At 69.4% G+C, this 15,742-nt stretch carries 13 protein-coding genes and 1 riboswitch; of the genes, 8 read left to right on the forward strand and 5 right to left on the reverse strand.

Annotated features, from left to right (window positions below; all coding sequences use genetic code 11):
• Positions 1-6 precede the first annotated feature (6 nt).
• Both ACQUSX_RS05780 and glyA read right to left on the reverse strand, forming a co-directional pair.
• Positions 7-909 (reverse strand): bifunctional methylenetetrahydrofolate dehydrogenase/methenyltetrahydrofolate cyclohydrolase, encoded by a 903-nt coding sequence (locus ACQUSX_RS05780; protein WP_428906004.1) that lies wholly within the window; start codon positions 907-909, stop codon positions 7-9.
• The gene (glyA, locus tag ACQUSX_RS05785) at positions 906-2,180 is read right to left on the reverse strand and encodes a serine hydroxymethyltransferase (protein ID WP_428906005.1); all 1,275 of its coding nucleotides are present in this window, start codon (positions 2,178-2,180) and stop codon (positions 906-908) included. The genes ACQUSX_RS05780 and glyA overlap by 4 nt, the downstream gene beginning before the upstream one ends.
• Positions 2,181-2,216: 36 nt before the next feature.
• Positions 2,217-2,299: riboswitch (ZMP/ZTP riboswitch) on the reverse strand.
• A 42-nt stretch (positions 2,300-2,341) separates the two neighbouring features.
• Here glyA and ACQUSX_RS05790 point away from each other — a divergent pair.
• The 6 genes from ACQUSX_RS05790 to ACQUSX_RS05815 all read left to right on the forward strand — a co-directional run bounded on the left by ACQUSX_RS05790 (position 2,342) and on the right by ACQUSX_RS05815 (position 9,438).
• Positions 2,342-3,871 (forward strand): beta-N-acetylhexosaminidase, encoded by a 1,530-nt coding sequence (locus ACQUSX_RS05790; protein ID WP_428906006.1) that lies wholly within the window; start codon positions 2,342-2,344, stop codon positions 3,869-3,871.
• Positions 3,868-5,052, forward strand: coding sequence for an N-acetylglucosamine-6-phosphate deacetylase (nagA, locus tag ACQUSX_RS05795; RefSeq protein ID WP_428906007.1), 1,185 nt, complete (start codon positions 3,868-3,870; stop codon positions 5,050-5,052). The genes ACQUSX_RS05790 and nagA overlap by 4 nt, the downstream gene beginning before the upstream one ends.
• Positions 5,053-5,467: 415 nt before the next feature.
• Positions 5,468-7,270, forward strand: a complete 1,803-nt coding sequence (locus ACQUSX_RS05800; RefSeq protein ID WP_428906008.1) for a sigma-70 family RNA polymerase sigma factor — start codon at positions 5,468-5,470, stop codon at positions 7,268-7,270.
• A gap of 36 nt (positions 7,271-7,306) precedes the next feature.
• Positions 7,307-7,678, forward strand: a complete 372-nt coding sequence (locus ACQUSX_RS05805; RefSeq protein WP_428906009.1) for a DUF2568 domain-containing protein — start codon at positions 7,307-7,309, stop codon at positions 7,676-7,678.
• A 10-nt stretch (positions 7,679-7,688) separates the two neighbouring features.
• Positions 7,689-9,050: an FAD-binding oxidoreductase gene (locus ACQUSX_RS05810; RefSeq protein ID WP_428906010.1), complete on the forward strand. Its 1,362-nt coding sequence runs from the start codon at positions 7,689-7,691 to the stop codon at positions 9,048-9,050.
• Complete coding sequence (locus ACQUSX_RS05815) at positions 9,043-9,438, forward strand: NUDIX hydrolase (protein ID WP_428906011.1); 396 nt, start codon at positions 9,043-9,045, stop codon at positions 9,436-9,438. The genes ACQUSX_RS05810 and ACQUSX_RS05815 overlap by 8 nt, the downstream gene beginning before the upstream one ends.
• A 28-nt stretch (positions 9,439-9,466) precedes the next feature.
• Here ACQUSX_RS05815 and ACQUSX_RS05820 read toward each other — a convergent pair whose 3' ends face one another.
• Complete coding sequence (locus ACQUSX_RS05820) at positions 9,467-10,246, reverse strand: glucosamine-6-phosphate deaminase (protein ID WP_428906012.1); 780 nt, start codon at positions 10,244-10,246, stop codon at positions 9,467-9,469.
• Positions 10,239-11,213, reverse strand: a complete 975-nt coding sequence (locus ACQUSX_RS05825) for an ROK family protein (RefSeq protein ID WP_428906013.1) — start codon at positions 11,211-11,213, stop codon at positions 10,239-10,241. Before ACQUSX_RS05825 ends, ACQUSX_RS05820 begins: the two co-directional genes overlap by 8 nt.
• A 184-nt stretch (positions 11,214-11,397) precedes the next feature.
• Between ACQUSX_RS05825 and ACQUSX_RS05830 the strand changes: the two genes are divergently transcribed.
• Positions 11,398-12,864, forward strand: coding sequence for a L,D-transpeptidase family protein (locus ACQUSX_RS05830; protein WP_428906014.1), 1,467 nt, complete (start codon positions 11,398-11,400; stop codon positions 12,862-12,864).
• A gap of 85 nt (positions 12,865-12,949) precedes the next feature.
• Here ACQUSX_RS05830 and ACQUSX_RS05835 read toward each other — a convergent pair whose 3' ends face one another.
• Positions 12,950-15,169 carry an NADP-dependent isocitrate dehydrogenase gene (locus tag ACQUSX_RS05835; RefSeq protein ID WP_428906015.1) on the reverse strand — a complete coding sequence of 740 codons (2,220 nt, stop codon included), beginning with the start codon at positions 15,167-15,169 and terminating at the stop codon, positions 12,950-12,952.
• A 93-nt stretch (positions 15,170-15,262) separates the two neighbouring features.
• Between ACQUSX_RS05835 and ACQUSX_RS05840 the strand changes: the two genes are divergently transcribed.
• Positions 15,263-15,721, forward strand: a complete 459-nt coding sequence (locus ACQUSX_RS05840) for a GNAT family N-acetyltransferase (RefSeq protein ID WP_428906016.1) — start codon at positions 15,263-15,265, stop codon at positions 15,719-15,721.
• Positions 15,722-15,742 lie beyond the last annotated feature (21 nt).

The following is a 15,742-nucleotide window of genomic DNA, read 5'->3' on the forward strand; positions in this document are numbered from 1 at the left end:
GCCGGCTCAGGAGACGCTGCGCACTCCGTCTCGCTGCGCTCGCTCCGCCGCCTCGACGACGTTCGTCATCAGCAGCGCGACGGTCATCGGGCCGACGCCGCCGGGGTTCGGCGAGATCCAGCCGGCCACGTCCGCGACGTCGGGATGCACGTCGCCGAACACCCTCGACTTGCCGGTCTCCGGGTCGTCCTCGCGGGTCACGCCCACATCGAGCACCGCGGCGCCGGGCTTGACGTCCTCGGCACGGATGAGGTGCTTGACCCCTGCGCCGGCGACGATGACGTCCGCCGTGCGCAGGTAGGGCGACATGTCCGGCGTGCCGGTGTGCACCTGGGTGACCGTCGCGTTGATGTCTCGACGTGTCAGCAGCAGGCCCATCGGGCGCCCGATGGTGACGCCGCGGCCGACAACGACGACATGCTTGCCCTTCAGGTCGTAGTCGTTGCGGAGCAGCAGCTCGATCACACCGCGCGGCGTGCAGGGCAGCGGCGTCTCGATCGGTTCGTTGACGTTCAGCACCAGACGGCCGAGGTTGGTCGGATGCAGACCGTCGGCATCCTTCGCCGGGTCGATCCGCTCGAGGATCGCCGCCGTGTCGAGGTGCTTCGGCAGCGGCAGCTGCACGATGTAGCCGTGACAGGCGTCGTCCGCGTTGAGCTCATCGATCAGCGACTCGACCTGCTCCTGCGTGGCATCGGCCGGCAGCTCGCGCTGGATCGAGTTCATGCCGATGGCCTCGGACTGACGGTGCTTCATCCCGACGTACAGCTGGGATGCCGGGTCGGCACCCACCAGCACGGTGGCGATCCCGGGCACGATGCCGCGCTCGCGCAGCGCCGCGACCCGCCCGGTGAGCTCGCTGCGGATCGCCGCCGCGGCGGCCCTGCCGTCGAGGACGACAGCGGTCACTGCTGCAGGTCCGGGTAGAGCGGGAAGGCCGTCGCCAGCGCGTCCACGCGGGCGCGCAGCGCCTCCACGTCGGCGTTCGGCAGCAGCGCGAGGGCGATGACATCGGCGACCTCGGTGAACTCCTCGTCTCCGAAGCCGCGGGTGGCGAGCGCAGGCGTGCCGATGCGCAGACCCGAGGTGACCATCGGCGGACGAGGGTCGTTCGGAACGGCGTTGCGGTTCACCGTGATGTGGATCTCGTGCAGCAGATCCTCGGCCTGCTTGCCATCGATCTCGGCGTCGCGCAGGTCGACGAGCACGAGGTGCACGTCGGTGCCTCCGGAGCGCACGGCGATGCCGGCATCCTTGACATCCTGCTGAGAGAGGCGGTCGGCGATGATCGAGGCGCCGCGCAGCACTCGCTCCTGGCGCTCCTTGAACTCCGGGGTGCCGGCGATCTTGAACGCGGTCGCCTTCGCGGCGATCACGTGCATGAGCGGGCCACCCTGCTGACCGGGGAAGACGGCCGAGTTGATCTTCTTCGCGATGTCGGCGTCATTGGTGAGGATGAAGCCCGAGCGGGGGCCGCCGATGGTCTTGTGCACAGTCGAGGAGACGACGTGCGCGTGCGGAACCGGGTTCGGGTGGAGTCCCGCGGCGACCAGGCCGGCGAAGTGCGCCATGTCGACCCAGAGCAGCGCTCCGACCTCGTCGGCGATGGCGCGGAACGCGGCGAAGTCGAGCGTCCGCGGGTACGCCGACCAGCCGGCGATGATGACCTTCGGCTTGTGCTCGATCGCGAGAGCGCGCACTTCGTCCATGTCGATCTGCGAGGTCTCGGGGTCGACGCCGTAGGCGACGATGTCGTACAGGCGGCCCGAGAAGTTGATCTTCATGCCGTGAGTCAGGTGACCGCCCTGGTCGAGCGAGAGCCCGAGCAGAGTGTCGCCGGGGCGTGCGATGGCGTGCAGGACGGCAGCGTTGGCCGTCGCGCCCGAGTGCGGCTGGACGTTGGCGAACTCCGAGCCGAACAGCTCCTTGGCGCGGGCGATGGCCAGCGACTCCGCGACGTCGACCTCTTCGCAACCGCCGTAGTAGCGGCGACCCGGGTAGCCCTCGGCGTACTTGTTGGTGAGCACGGAGCCCTGCGACTGCAGCACCGAGACGGGCACGAAGTTCTCGGAGGCGATCATCTCGAGATACGTGCGCTGGCGGTTCAGCTCGCGCTCGAGGACCTCGGCGATCTCGGGGTCGACCTCTGAGAGAGGGGCGTCGAAGTAACGGTCGGTCATAGCGGTCTCCTGCTCACACGGGAAAAGGGGGTGTTCCTCATCGGCCCAGGCGCGCGGTCGAATGCAATGAGGCCGCTCCCCGGTGGTGACCCACCCAGACGCCAGTCGCGACGCAAGAAGTTTAGCGGATGCCCGAGAGCGGAACGCGATACGTTTTGTTCATGGTCTTTCCTGATCCTTCGCATGCCCCGCTGCCCCTCGTCCCGACGCCGGCTTCCGCGCAGCGCGGTGAGGGCCGGCTGCCCCTCACCTCCATGACGCGCATCGTCGGAGAGGCGACGGATGCACCGGTGCTGATCGATGCGGTCGCCGGCCGCTGCGGCATCCGACCCGAGATCACGTCCGACCAGCCGCAGCCGGGCGACATCGCGCTGCGCATCGACGCCGGCGTCGCCGAGACGGGCGGGTATACGCTCAGCGTCGCCGACGGCGTCGAGATCGTCGGCGCCGACGATGCCGGTCTGTTCTACGGCATCCACACGCTGCTGCAGCTCCTCGGCGAGGGCGAGGAGGGCTGGGGCTGGCAGCGCGCCGAGATCTCGGATGCACCGCGCTTCTCCTACCGCGGCGTGATGCTCGACGTCGTCCGGCGCTTCTACCCGGTGAGCGAGGTGAAGACGGTCATCGACCGCGCCGCCGCCCTGAAGTTCAACCACCTGCACCTGCACCTCACCGACGACCAGGGGTGGCGCCTGCAGATCGACTCGTGGCCGCTGCTGACCGAGAAGGCTTCGACGACGTCGGCAGGCGGCGATGCGGGCGGCTTCTACACGAAGGACGACTACCGCGAGATCGTCGCGCACGCGGCATCCCGGCACATCACGATCGTTCCCGAGATCGACCTGCCGGGCCACACGCACGCGATCGGCGTCGCCTACCCCGATCTGGTCGAGGATCCGGTGATCAGCGATGCGCTCGCGCAGAGCCAGGCCGAGCTCGGGCAGGACCTTCCCGTCGCGGGCGTTCCGTTCACCGGCTGGGGCGTCGGTCACTCGAGCGTGCGCATCCGCCAGGAGCGCACCTACGACTTCGTCCGGGACGTGCTCACCGAGCTGAGCGAGCTCACCCCCGGCCCGTACCTGCACATCGGCGGAGACGAGTCGCATGGCACCTCGGCAGAGGACTTCGCCTACTTCGTCGCGCGCGTCAGCGCCATGGTGCAGGAGCTCGGCAAGACGCCGATCGCATGGCACGAGGCCGGCGCGGTGAAGGACATCGCCGCCGGAACCATCGGACAGTTCTGGGGCAGCCTGAAGCCGACCGATGCGCACGCCGCCGAGGCCGCGCACTTCGTCGAGCGCGGCGGCGCGCTGATCCTCTCGCCGTCGGATGCCGCGTACCTCGACATGAAGTACGACGCGGACTTCCCGCTCGGACTCGCCTGGGCGGGCCTGGTCGATCTGCGCCGCGCGTACGACTGGGATGCGGCCGAGGTGATCGACGTCCCGACCGAGGCGATCGCCGGCGTCGAGGCGCCGCTGTGGGCCGAGACGGTGCGCGACCTGAGCGATGCGGAGCAGCTGATGTACCCGCGGATCGCCGCGATCGCCGAACAGGCGTGGACCTCGCCGGAGACGCCAGAGCGCACCTGGGAGTCCTTCCGCGCCAGGCTGGGCGCGCTTGCTCCGCTGTGGCAGGCTGACGGCATCCGATTCCATCCCACCGCCGAGATCGACTGGAGCACGCGATGACCGCCAGCACCCCCACCACCGGATTCAGCGGATCACGGGTCATCCACTCGGCGCGCCTCGCCGACGGCGACGGAACGGTCACGGAGAACGCCTGGGTGCGCTTCGAGGACGGCCTGGTCGCAGCTCGCGGCACCGGCTCGGACTGGGCCGATGCCGATGACGTCGTCGACGCGGTCGCCGTCGCGGGCCCGGAGGCCCTGCTCACGCCCGGCTTCATCGACATCCACGGTCACGGCGGCGCAGGCGCGGCCTACGACGACGGTGCCGAGGCGATCCGCATCGGTCGCGAGATGCACCGCTCGCACGGCACCACCCGCGCGGTGATCTCGCTGGTCACTGCGTCGGTGGATGACCTCGCCCGTCAGGCGGCGGTCATCGCGGACCTCGCCGAATCGGATGCCGAGATCCTCGGCAGCCACCTGGAGGGTCCGTTCCTCGACCCCGGACACCAGGGAGCGCACGAGCCGTCGCTGCTGCGGCATCCGCACACCGACGACATCGCACGCCTGCTGGATGCCGGCCGCGGTACCGTCCGGCAGGTGACCATCGCCCCCGAGCTGCCCGGCGGTCTGGACGCCGTCCGCCAGATCGTCGCGTCGGGCGCTGCGGCCGCGGTAGGGCACACGGACGCCGATGCGGATGCCGCGCGCGCCGCCTTCGAGGCCGGCGCGTCGATCCTCACGCACGCCTTCAATGCCATGAACGGCATCCATCACCGCGCTCCCGGCCCCGTCGTGACCGCCGCGGCCGACCACCGCGTCGTGCTGGAGGGGATCGCCGACAACATCCACCTCCATCCGCACATCATCAAGCTGCTCTTCGACGTCGCGCCGGGGCGCGTCGCGCTAATCACCGACGCCATGGCCGCCGCGGGCAGCGCCGACGGGCACTACGACCTGGGCGCGGTGAAGGTGACGGTCAAGGACGGCATCGCGCGCACCGACGACACCGGATCCATCGCCGGCTCCACCCTGACGCAGGACGTCGCGCTGCGCCGCGCGGTCGAGGCCGGCGTGCCGCTGGGCGAAGCGGTGCGCGCCCTCACGACGACGCCTGCGAAAGCGGTCGGATACGGCGCGTCGCTCGGGCTGCTGCAGTCCGGTTTCGTCGCGGACGCGGTGCTGCTGAGCGCCGACCACGTCGTTCACGGCGTGTGGGTCGGGGCCGCGCCGACTCGATGAGCGGACGCCCCCCGGGCCGCCGAGGAGTCTCCCTGGAATGGCGAGGGGCCGCCGCAAGTCCCCAGTGCGACGGCCCTCGATCCCCCGTGAGCTGGCCGGGTCGAAGGCTCCTCCCCCGAGGTCTCCGACCCGACCAAGTTCTCGGCGCGTTACCCCTGGCGCCGATCCCTCGCCGCCGCCCCCCGGTGGCGGTTCAGGATTGCTCTACAAGAAGAGACGAAGCACCACGCGATTCATTACGCGGGTTCTGACAAATTTTTCCGCGAAGGTTCCACGGGGGTTCTGAGAATTCCCCAGTGGGGTGGCTCAGAAGGCGAATTGGGTTCAGAATGGATAAGACGCGTGATGAAACGAGCTCTCACGCGTCTCTTCCTGTAAGAGCTCGTTTCCCGCACGCACGGGGTGAGGATTTCACGTGACCGACCAGACCAGCGACACCGTTGCGTCCGCCGACGCCAACCTCGTGTTGCGCACCCGGTCCGGTGACACTGAGGCGTTCGCAGAGCTCTGGCGACGCCACTACCCCTCCGGCTTGACGGTCGCACGATCGATCACCTCGTCCATCGATCCCGATGATCTGGTGCAGGAGGCGTACGCCCGCATCTACCAGGCGATCCTCAAAGGCGGCGGACCGAACGGCTCGTTCCGCGCCTATCTGTTCACCAGCATCAGGAACACGGCCGCAGCATGGGGACGCGCCCGCCGTGAGACGGCCATCGACGAGCTCGAGACCGTCGTCGATCCGGACAGCACCGAGTCCGCCGCAGACGAGGCACTGGATCGCGGGCTGACCGCCCAGGCATTCCGCTCGCTGCCGTCGCGCTGGCAGGAGGTGCTCTGGTACTCCGAGATCGAGCAGATGAAGCCCGCGCAGATCGCTCCACTGCTCGGAATGACCGCCGGCGCCGTCTCCCAGCTGATCTTCCGGGCACGCGAGGGTCTTCGGGAAGCCTGGATCCAGGCTCACCTGCGCAGCGCGGGCGAGGGCTCCGAGTGTCAGTGGACCATCGAGCATCTCGGCGCCCACTCGCGCGGCAACCTCGGCATCCGCGCTCAGCAGCGCGCGGATGCCCACCTCGAGGACTGCACACGCTGCATGATCGTCGCTGCTGAGGCCAAGGACGTGTCCGGTCGCCTCGCCATCGTCATGCTCCCGCTCGTGCTCGGCGTGAGCGGCGCTTCCGGCTACCTCGCCACACTGCAGGGCGGCGGCGCTCCGATCGTCGCGCTCGCAGCCATGCCACCCGGCGTCGTCGACGGCGGCCTGGCCATCACGACCACCGGTGGTGCAGCGCTCGCCGGTGCGAGTGCAGGTGCGAGCACCGGTGCTTCCACGGGATCGGGCGCCGGCTCCGGCGCCGGCTCCGTGAGCGGCATCGGCGCACTTGTCGGCGTCGGCTCTGCGGCGCTCGTGGTCGCCGGCGTCGTCGCGGCAGCCGCCGTCGTGCCTTCGATCATGGACGCCGGCACCGCCACCTCCCAGCCGAACGCGTCGGAATCCGATTCCTCGTCCATCGCGACCGAGGTCAACCCGGACACGTCGATGTCGCAGAACAACCCGATGGTGATCGAGGTGGACGATCCGGCGCCGAACGTCCCGGCGCCGCAGCCCGACACCGACGTTCCCGATGCGCCGCCGGCGGATGCCATCGCCGCGCCGCCCGTGGCGGAGACCGAAGCATCCGAGCCTCCGGCTCCGATGCCGTCTCCGGCTCCGTCGTCTCCGGCGCCGGAAACCACTCCGTCACCGTCACCGAGTCCGACTCCGACGCCGAGCCCGACTCCGACGCCTACGCCGAGCCCGACTCCGGATCCGACACCCACACCGACGCCGACACCGACACCGACACCGACACCGACTCCCGACCCCGACCCCGAGCCGGGAACGGACCCCGGCACAACGGACCCTGATCCCGAGGAGGAGCCGAACCCGGCGCCCGAGGCCGAACTGACGTGGGGCATGGCCACCGTCGACTGGGACGCGTTGCGGTACTCGATCCCCGTGAGCGGCACGCCCGGTGCCACTGTGCAGGTGCAATTCAGCGGGAGCCCGGCACGCGATGCCGAGGTCACCCTGGATGGCGCCGGAAGTGGGACGGCGTTGATCCGGGCATACCTCCCCGATCTCGTGTTCGACCGCACCGTGAGCTTCCGCTACGTGATCGACGGCGTGCCCGGCGAATGGAAGACGACGACGCTGCACCAGCTGCTCGGCTGACGCACCGCCTGCGGCGACGCCGAATAGACTGGGAGCATGCCCCAGGATTCCGTCATCGAACCCGGTGTGAACCGCCCATCCGTCACGCCGCTCGACATCGTCCGCGTGCTGGTTCTGCTGGCGGCGCTTGCCACCCTCGCGCTGTGGGGCTTCGCGACGTGGCCGCTGCCGTGGAACATCGTCGTCGGCATAGGCACCCCCGTTGTCGTGCTGATCGTGTGGGCGCTCGTGCTCTCGAGCAGGCCGGTGCTGCGCCTGCATCCGTTCCTGCGCGCATTCGTCGAACTGCTGATCTACGTCGGCGTCACGCTCGCCTGGTGGTCGATGGGCTCCGCCTGGATCGGCATCGCCTTCGCCGTCGTCGCCATCGCCGCGGGTGTGATCGCGGGCCGCCGCAGCCTGGGCTGAGCCGCAGACCGTGACGGATCCCCTCGAGCTGCTGCGCCGCGAGCTCGGCGACATCGTCGACACGACGCCGGCATCGCTCGAGGCCGCCCGCGCCGATCGCAGCGGACATCGCTCCCCCGGGCATCCGCTCGCCGTAGTCCATGCGCGCACGGTCGAGGATGTGCAGACCACGATGCGCATCGCATCGCGCACGATGGCGCCGGTCGTCGTCCGCGGCGCCGGCACGGGACTCGCCGGCGCGGCCAACGCCGGTCCGGGCGAGATCGTCCTGTCGACCGCGGCGATGACCGGCATCCTCGAGGTGCGGCCGGATGACCTGATCGCCGTCGTCGAACCCGGCATCCTCAACGCCGACCTGAACGCGCACCTCGCGACGCTCGGTCTCTGGTGGGCGCCCGACCCCGCGAGCCGTGACATCTCCACCGTAGGAGGCAACATCGCCACCGGCGCCGGCGGACTGCTGTGCGCGAAGTACGGCGTCGTCCGCGACGCCGTACTCGGCGTGGACCTCGTGCTCGCCGACGGTCGGATGCTGCGGCTCGGCCACCGCACGGTGAAGGGCGTCACCGGGCTCGACCTGACCTCGCTCGTCATCGGCTCGGAGGGGCGGCTCGGCATCGTCGTCGGCGCGACGCTGAAGCTGCGCCGACTCGTTCCCGGCGTCGTGTGCACGCTGACCGCCTCGTTCCGCACCGTGCGCGACGCCGCCGCGGCCGCTGCCGCCGTCACCGCCGCGGGCGTGCAGCCAGCGATCATGGAGCTGATGGATGCCCGGTCGCTGGCCGCCGTGCACGCTCTGCTGCGTCTGCCCGCCCCTGTCGAAGGAACCGCTCAGCTCACGATCCAGACCGATGGTCCCGCGTCTCGCGAGGAGGCCGAGCGCGTCGCGGCGGTGTTGCGGGCCGCAGGCGGCGCGGTCGCCCTCACCGATGACCCCGCCGAGGGCGAGCGTCTGCTGCAGGTGCGCCGCTCGATGCATCCGGCTATGGCCTCGCTGGGAACCACGCTCATCGAGGACGTGGCCGTCCCGCGCAGCGCGATGCCCGCGATGTTCGACGAGATCGCTCGCATCGAGCGGGAGTACGGCGTCAGCATCCCGACCGTCGCACATGCCGGTGACGGCAATCTGCATCCGAACTTCATCTTCGACGGCGTCGAGGTGCCCTCGCACATCTGGGCCGCCGCCGACGAGCTGTTCCGCGCCGCCATCCGCCTCGGCGGCACCCTCACCGGCGAGCACGGGATCGGCATGCTGAAGAGCCGGTGGCTGGCCGAGGAGCTCGGCGAGGATCAGTGGCAGGTCCAGCGCGACATCGTGCGCGTGTTCGACCCGCAGGGCATCCTGAACCCCGGGAAGGTCTTCGATGCCTGACATCCATGTGAGCGCGGCGGTGATCGTCGATCGCGATGGGCGCGCCCTGGTCGTCCGCAAGCGCGGCACGACCAGGTTCATGCAGCCCGGCGGCAAGCCCGAGATCGGCGAGAGTCCCGCGCAGACGCTGATCCGCGAGCTCGCGGAAGAGCTGTCGCTGCGGGTCGACGAGACCGCGCTGCGCCCCCTGGGCACGTTCGTGTCGGCCGCCGCGAACGAGCCCGATCATCGGGTGGTCGCGGACGCCTTCGCGCTTCGCGCCGAGCCCCACGAGGTCGTCGTGCAGGCCGAGATCGACGAGCTGCGCTGGCTCTCCCCCGGCGACTGGACGAGCGTCCCCCTCGCACCCCTCAGCACCGAGCACCTGCTGCCGCTCGCGTGGTCCTGAGCCGTGCTCAGGTGCCGGGCCTGCTGGGTCAGATACCCTGCCAGGCCGGCTTGTTCTCGTAGCTGTACCGGTAGTAGTCGGCGAGACGAAGCTCACTGGCCGCGGCCTCGTCGACCACGACGGTCACGTGCGGGTGCAGCTGGATGGCCGACGCCGGCAGCATCGCGCTGACCGGTCCCTCGACGGCACCGGCCACCGCGCGCGCCTTGCCCTCGCCGAAGGCGAGCAGCACCAGGTGGCGCGCGCGCAGGATCGTGCCGAGCCCCTGGGTGATGCAGTGCCGCGGCACATCGTCGATCGAGTCGAAGAAGCGTGCGTTGTCCTCACGGGTGCGCTCGGTCAGCGTCTTGATGCGGGTGGTGGAGGCGAACGACGAGCCTGGCTCGTTGAAGCCGATGTGACCGTCGGTGCCGATGCCGAGGATCTGCAGGTCGACGCCGCCGGCCGCAGCGATGGCCCGCTCGTAGTCGTCGCCGGCGTGCTCGATCGTCTCGACGGCCCCGTTCGGCACCCGGATCAGCTCGGGGTCGAGACCGAGCGGCTCGATGACCTCTCGCGTGATCACAGAGCGGTAGCTCTCGGGGTGTGCGGGGTCGATGCCGACGTACTCGTCCAGCGCGAAGCCGCGCAGGTGCGACACGTCGTGTCCTCCGAGCCGTTCGCGCAGCGCCTCGTACACCGGCAGCGGGGTCGAGCCGGTGGCCAGCCCCAGCACGGGCTCGGCGATCGTGTCGACCAGCCTGACGATCTCGTCAGCGACCAGCGCACCGGCCGCGGCTCTGTTCTTCACGATGACGACTTCAGCCATGGACGTTCTCCTTGTCGAGGGCGATGGTGTCCGCAGACGCGGAACCCAGCAAGGCGGCTCCGATGGCCGCCACCGGCGATTCGGCCGGAAGCACTTCGATTCTCTCATCGAGACGCAGGGATCGCAGAAACGGTGACGCTGCGGCGTCGACACGGAGGGCGGCGCGGATGCCGGGAAGGATTCGATCCGCGAGCGCCATCAGCCCGCCGCCGATCACCACCGTCTGCACGTCGGTGGCGAGCACCAGTGCTCGCACGGCGGCCGCGGCACCGCGGAACAGGTCGTCACGCAGCGATTCCGCCAGCGGGTCGCCGGTCTCGGCGGCATCCAGCATGTCCTTCACCGGCAGCTCGCCCGCGCGTCCCCAGGCGCGGGCCAGGGCGCCGCCGCCGCACAGCGTCTCGATGCAGCCGCGCTGCCCGCACCCGCAGACCCTGCCGAGCGGATCGACGGTCAGGTGACCGACCTCGCCCGCCGTTCCACGCGCCCCGTGCCAGATCCGCCCGTCGATGATGATGCCGGCGGCCACTCCCGTCCCGAGGTTGAGATACGCGAGCGGCGCGCGGTCGTCTCGGAGCGCAGCAGCCCCCAGCGCAGCGGCCTTCACATCGTTCTCGACGAAGCAGTCGACATCGATGGCATCGCGCACGCGTGCTGCGAGCTCGAGCGACTCGATGCCGAGGTTCACGGCGTGCAGCACCCGCCCGCTCTGCGCGTCGACGAGGCCCGGGATGCCGATGCCGATCGATCGCGGCCGCGCGTGCTGCGCGAACGGCTCCGCCAGCAGGGCGCGGGTGGCCTCGAGGATGACCTCGAGCACGGCCTCACCGCCCCACCCCGTCGCACGGCGAACGCGGGCGATCACTTCCCCGTCGGCGTCGATGGCGACCCCGGCGATCTTGCTGCCGCCGACATCGAGGCCGATGCGCACACCGGATGACAGAGTGGGCGCGGGCGACGCATTCATGTTTGTTAGTAGACCTTACGAACCGTCCACCATGCAAGGCGGGCGCATGACGTGACGTCTCTGGGCCGACCGGTTACCGAAACGTTACGGCTTCGACTGCCTGAAGGCAGCAGCGGGCACCCCTGCGCGTTCCCTGTCGCATACCATGAATCCATACGTCACGCTGTCCTTGGGGGGTGAGTCCGTGACCGATCTGATCTCCGGACGCAACACGGATGCCACTGCGGTGCTCTCGTCTGACTCACCCACCGTGGTGCAGCCTCCGATCGACGGCGAGCAGCCGGTGGAGTGGGCTCCGATGGAACCGCAGCCGAAGAGGCGCCGCCTCGGTCTGTGGATCGGCCTCGGAGCCGGTGCGCTCACCCTGGCCGCCGTAGGCGCCTCGCTCATCCTGATCGCACCCGGAACGACCGTCGCCGGGGTGTCTGTCGGATGGATGACTCCGGGCATGGCAGCGGACGCCATCAGCAGCCGCGTGGCAGCCACCGAGGTGCAGCTGACCGGCGCCGGAGACGACACCCGGCTGAGCGGCGCCGATCTCGGCGCCAGCGTGGATGCGGGCGTCCTGGCCGAGCAGGCCTTCGCCGAGCGGCCGATGTGGAACCTCGGCACGTGGATGGGCGATCCGGTCGGCGCCGGTCTCGCGCTCGACGCCGACGCCGCCGAGCGCGCGCTGCGCACCGCAGTGCCCACCAGCTTCGTCGAGCCGACCGACGCCACCGTCGTCTTCGACAAGGACGCCGCCAAGTACACTGCGACGCCAGCGGAATCCGGCACCGGCATCTCGGTCGACGAGCTCACCACGGCTTTCAACACTGCCGTCGACAACGGCGAGAGCAGCTTCTCGTTCTCCGGCGACGCGACCGAGGTCACGCCTCAGATCACCGATGAGAAGGCGGCCGCGGCAGTCGAGCAGCTCAACGGCATGCTCACGCGGATCGGCTTCTACGTGGGCGATGAGCGCACCGTGCCCGTCGCGCCCGCGGTGGCGGCGACGTGGCTGACAGTGGATGCCGTCGACGGCGAGCTCGAGATCACGGCCGACCAGGCAGCGATCCAGACGACCGTCGACACGCTGGCCGGGGCCGTCAACCGGGCGCCCGTCAGCGCGAAGACGATCGTCGACTCCGGCGGACAGGTGCTGCGCACCGAGACCGAAGGCGTGGTCGGGCGCGAATTGGGCGACACCTCGGACGTCGCGTCCGGTTTCGCCGATGCGCTGGAGAAGGGCGAGGCCGCCTTCGCGCTGCCGGTGTCGGAGACGCCGTTCGAGACCGTCGCCGTCACGCGCAGTCTCACCGTCGACATCAGCGACCAGCGCACCTACCTGATCGAGAACGGCAAGGTCGTCCGATCCTGGCTCGTCTCGACCGGTCGCCCCGGCACGGACACCGACCTCGGTCACTTCCGCGTCAACGCGCACGTGCGGATCCAGGACATGCGGGGCACCAACGCGGACGGCTCGAAGTACGTCACCGAAGACGTGCCCTGGGTCACCTACTTCAACGGCGACGAGGCCTTCCACGGCACGTACTGGCACAACAACTACGGCACTCGGATGAGCCACGGCTGCGTGAACATGACCTTCGACGCCGCCGAGACGATCTACAATCTCTCGCCGGTCGGCCTCGAGGTCTGGGTGCGCGCGTAGCGGCCGATGCGCTCACCGCCGCGACGGGTGCGGAAAGGGGGCGGATGCTGCGTGCGCAGCATCCGCCCCCTTTCGTCCGTCTGGATCAGATCAGCGCGTCGATGACGCCGTTCAGCGTCCGCGACGGGCGCATCGCCTCGGCGACCTTCGCGGCGTCGGGGCGGTAGTAGCCGCCGATCTCGACAGGCGAGCCCTGCACCGCGTTCAGCTCGGAGACGATCTTCTCCTCCTGCTCGGTGAGCGCGGCTGCGACGGGCGCGAACGCGTCCGCCAGCTCGGAGTCCTTCGTCTGCTTCGCCAGCTCCTGCGCCCAGTACAGCGCGAGATAGAAGTGGCTGCCGCGGTTGTCGATCGTGCCGAGCTTGCGACCCGGTGAGCGGTCCTCCTCGAGGAAGGTGCCGGTGGCGGCATCCAGCGTCTCGGCGAGGACGCGCGCCTTCTCGTTGCCCGCGCGGTCAGCGAAGTGCTCGAGCGATGCGGCCAGCGCGAAGAACTCGCCCAGCGAGTCCCAGCGCAGGTAGTTCTCCTCGACCAGCTGCTGCACGTGCTTCGGTGCGGAACCACCCGCACCGGTCTCGAACAGTCCGCCGCCGGCGAGCAGCGGCACGATGCTGAGCATCTTGGCGCTGGTGCCGACCTCGAGGATCGGGAACAGGTCGGTGAGGTAGTCGCGCAGCACGTTGCCGGTGACCGAGATGGTGTCCAGGCCGTGGCGCATGCGCGCGAGCGTGTAGCGCGTCGCCTCCTCGGGGGCGAGGATCGTGATCGTCAGACCCTTGGTGTCGAGCAGGGCGAGTCCCTGGTGCACCTTGGCGATGATCTGCGCGTCGTGCGAGCGGTTGGCGTCCAGCCAGAAGACGGCCGGGTCGCCGGTCGCGCGGGCGCGGGTGACGGCGAGCTTCACCCAGTCCATGACCGCGATGTGCTTGGTCTGCGTGGCGCGCCAGATGTCGCCTGCGCCGACGTGGTGCTCGATGAGGACGGTGCCCTCGCCGTCGAGGATCTGCACGACGCCTTCCGTGGCGATCTCGAACGTCTTGTCGTGGCTGCCGTACTCCTCGGCGGCTTGAGCCATCAGGCCCACGTTCGGAACGGTGCCGATGGTGGCCGGGTCGAGCGGGCCGTTGGCGATGACGTCGTCGATCACCGTCTGGTAGACGCCTGCGTATGACGAATCGGGGATGACGGCGAGCGTGTCGCCCTCTCCGCCGTCGGCGCCCCAGAGCTTGCCGCCGTTGCGCACCAGCGCGGGCATCGACGCGTCGACGATGACATCGCTGGGCACGTGCAGGTTGGTGATGCCCTTGTCGGAGTTGACGTAGGACAGGCGCGGGCCCTCGGCGATCGCCTTGTCGAATGCGGCCTTGATCTCGTCGCCACCGGCGATGGATGCCAGTCCCGACAGGATCGAGCCCAATCCGTCGTTCGCGCTGAGACCCGCCTCGGCGAGCCTGTCGCCGTACTGCGTGAACACGTCGGCGAAGAACGCCTTCACGACGTGGCCGAAGATGATCGGGTCGCTGACCTTCATCATGGTGGCCTTGAGGTGCACCGAGTAGAGCACGTCGTCGTTCTTCGCAGCCGCGAGCGTCTCGGCGAGGAAGGCGTCGAGGTGCGCGGCCGACAGGAACGTCGCGTCGATGATCTCGCGCGGCAGGACCTTCAGCCCCTCCTTGAGCACCGTCACGGTGCCGTCTGCGGCGATGTGCTGAATGCTGAGGACGTCGTCGCTGGCGGCGACCCAGGAGCGCTCGTTCGACTTGAAGTCGTCGTGACCCATCGTGGCGACACGGGTCTTCGAGCCGTCGGCGAACGGCTTGTTGCGGTGCGGGTGCTTCTTGGCGTAGTTCTTCACCGCCAGCGGCGCGCGACGGTCGCTGTTGCCCTCGCGCAGCACCGGGTTGACTGCCGATCCCTTGATGCGGTCGTAGCGGGCGCGCACGTCGCGCTCTTCAAGAGTCGCGGGCTCATCCGGGTAGTCCGGGACGTCGTAGCCCTGCTCCTGCAGCTCGGCGATCGCAGCCTTCAGCTGCGGGATGGATGCCGAGATGTTCGGCAGCTTGATGATGTTCGCCTCGGCCAGCGTGGCGAGTCCGCCGAGCTCGGCGAGAGCGTCGCCGACCTGCTGCTCCGGGGAGAGCTTCTGCGGGAAGGCCGCGAGGATGCGTCCCGCCAGCGAGATGTCACGCGTCTCCACCTCGATGCCCGCCTGGCCGGTGTAGGCCTTGATGATCGGCAGGAAGGACGCGGTCGCCAGTGCCGGCGCCTCGTCTGTGTAGGTGTAGATGATGGCGTCGTCGGTCACCGGATCTCCGTTCGCGAGGGCAATTTATCTCGATACCAAGATACCTGAGTTGTATTTCCTCCACGACTGCCGTCGAGGGGCTAGCCTGGGTTCATGTCGGAACTGCGCGTGGTCGAACTCTCCGCGGCGACGATCGTCGCTGTCAACAAGCTGTCCCTGAAGCCCGGGCAGGAGCAGTTCCTCGCGCCGGTCTCGTACGGGATCGCCGATACCGTCGTCAACCCGCAGACGTCCTGGCAGCGCGTCGTGCTCGATGGCGACGAGGTCGTGGGATTCGTCAGCGCGAGCTTCGACCCCGATGCTCTCGAAGAGAACTTCCGCAGCGTCCTGTGGCGCATCAACGTCGACGCCGACGATCAGGGTCGCGGCGTCGGGCGCTTCGCTGTGGAGTCTTTGATCGACGAGGCCCGCTCACGCGGCGTCGATCATGTGAACGTGATCTATGAGGCCGGAGAAGGCGGCCCGGAGGCGTTCTTCCGCCGCGTGGGCTTCGAGCCGGTCGGCGAAACCGAGTACTCCGAGGTCATCGCGCAGATCCGCATAACGTCCTGAACCGGCGGCGGGGTCTCGAAT

It is taken from the genome of Microbacterium alcoholitolerans, from assembly GCF_050408615.1.
In the GTDB taxonomy this organism is placed as follows: domain Bacteria; phylum Actinomycetota; class Actinomycetes; order Actinomycetales; family Microbacteriaceae; genus Microbacterium.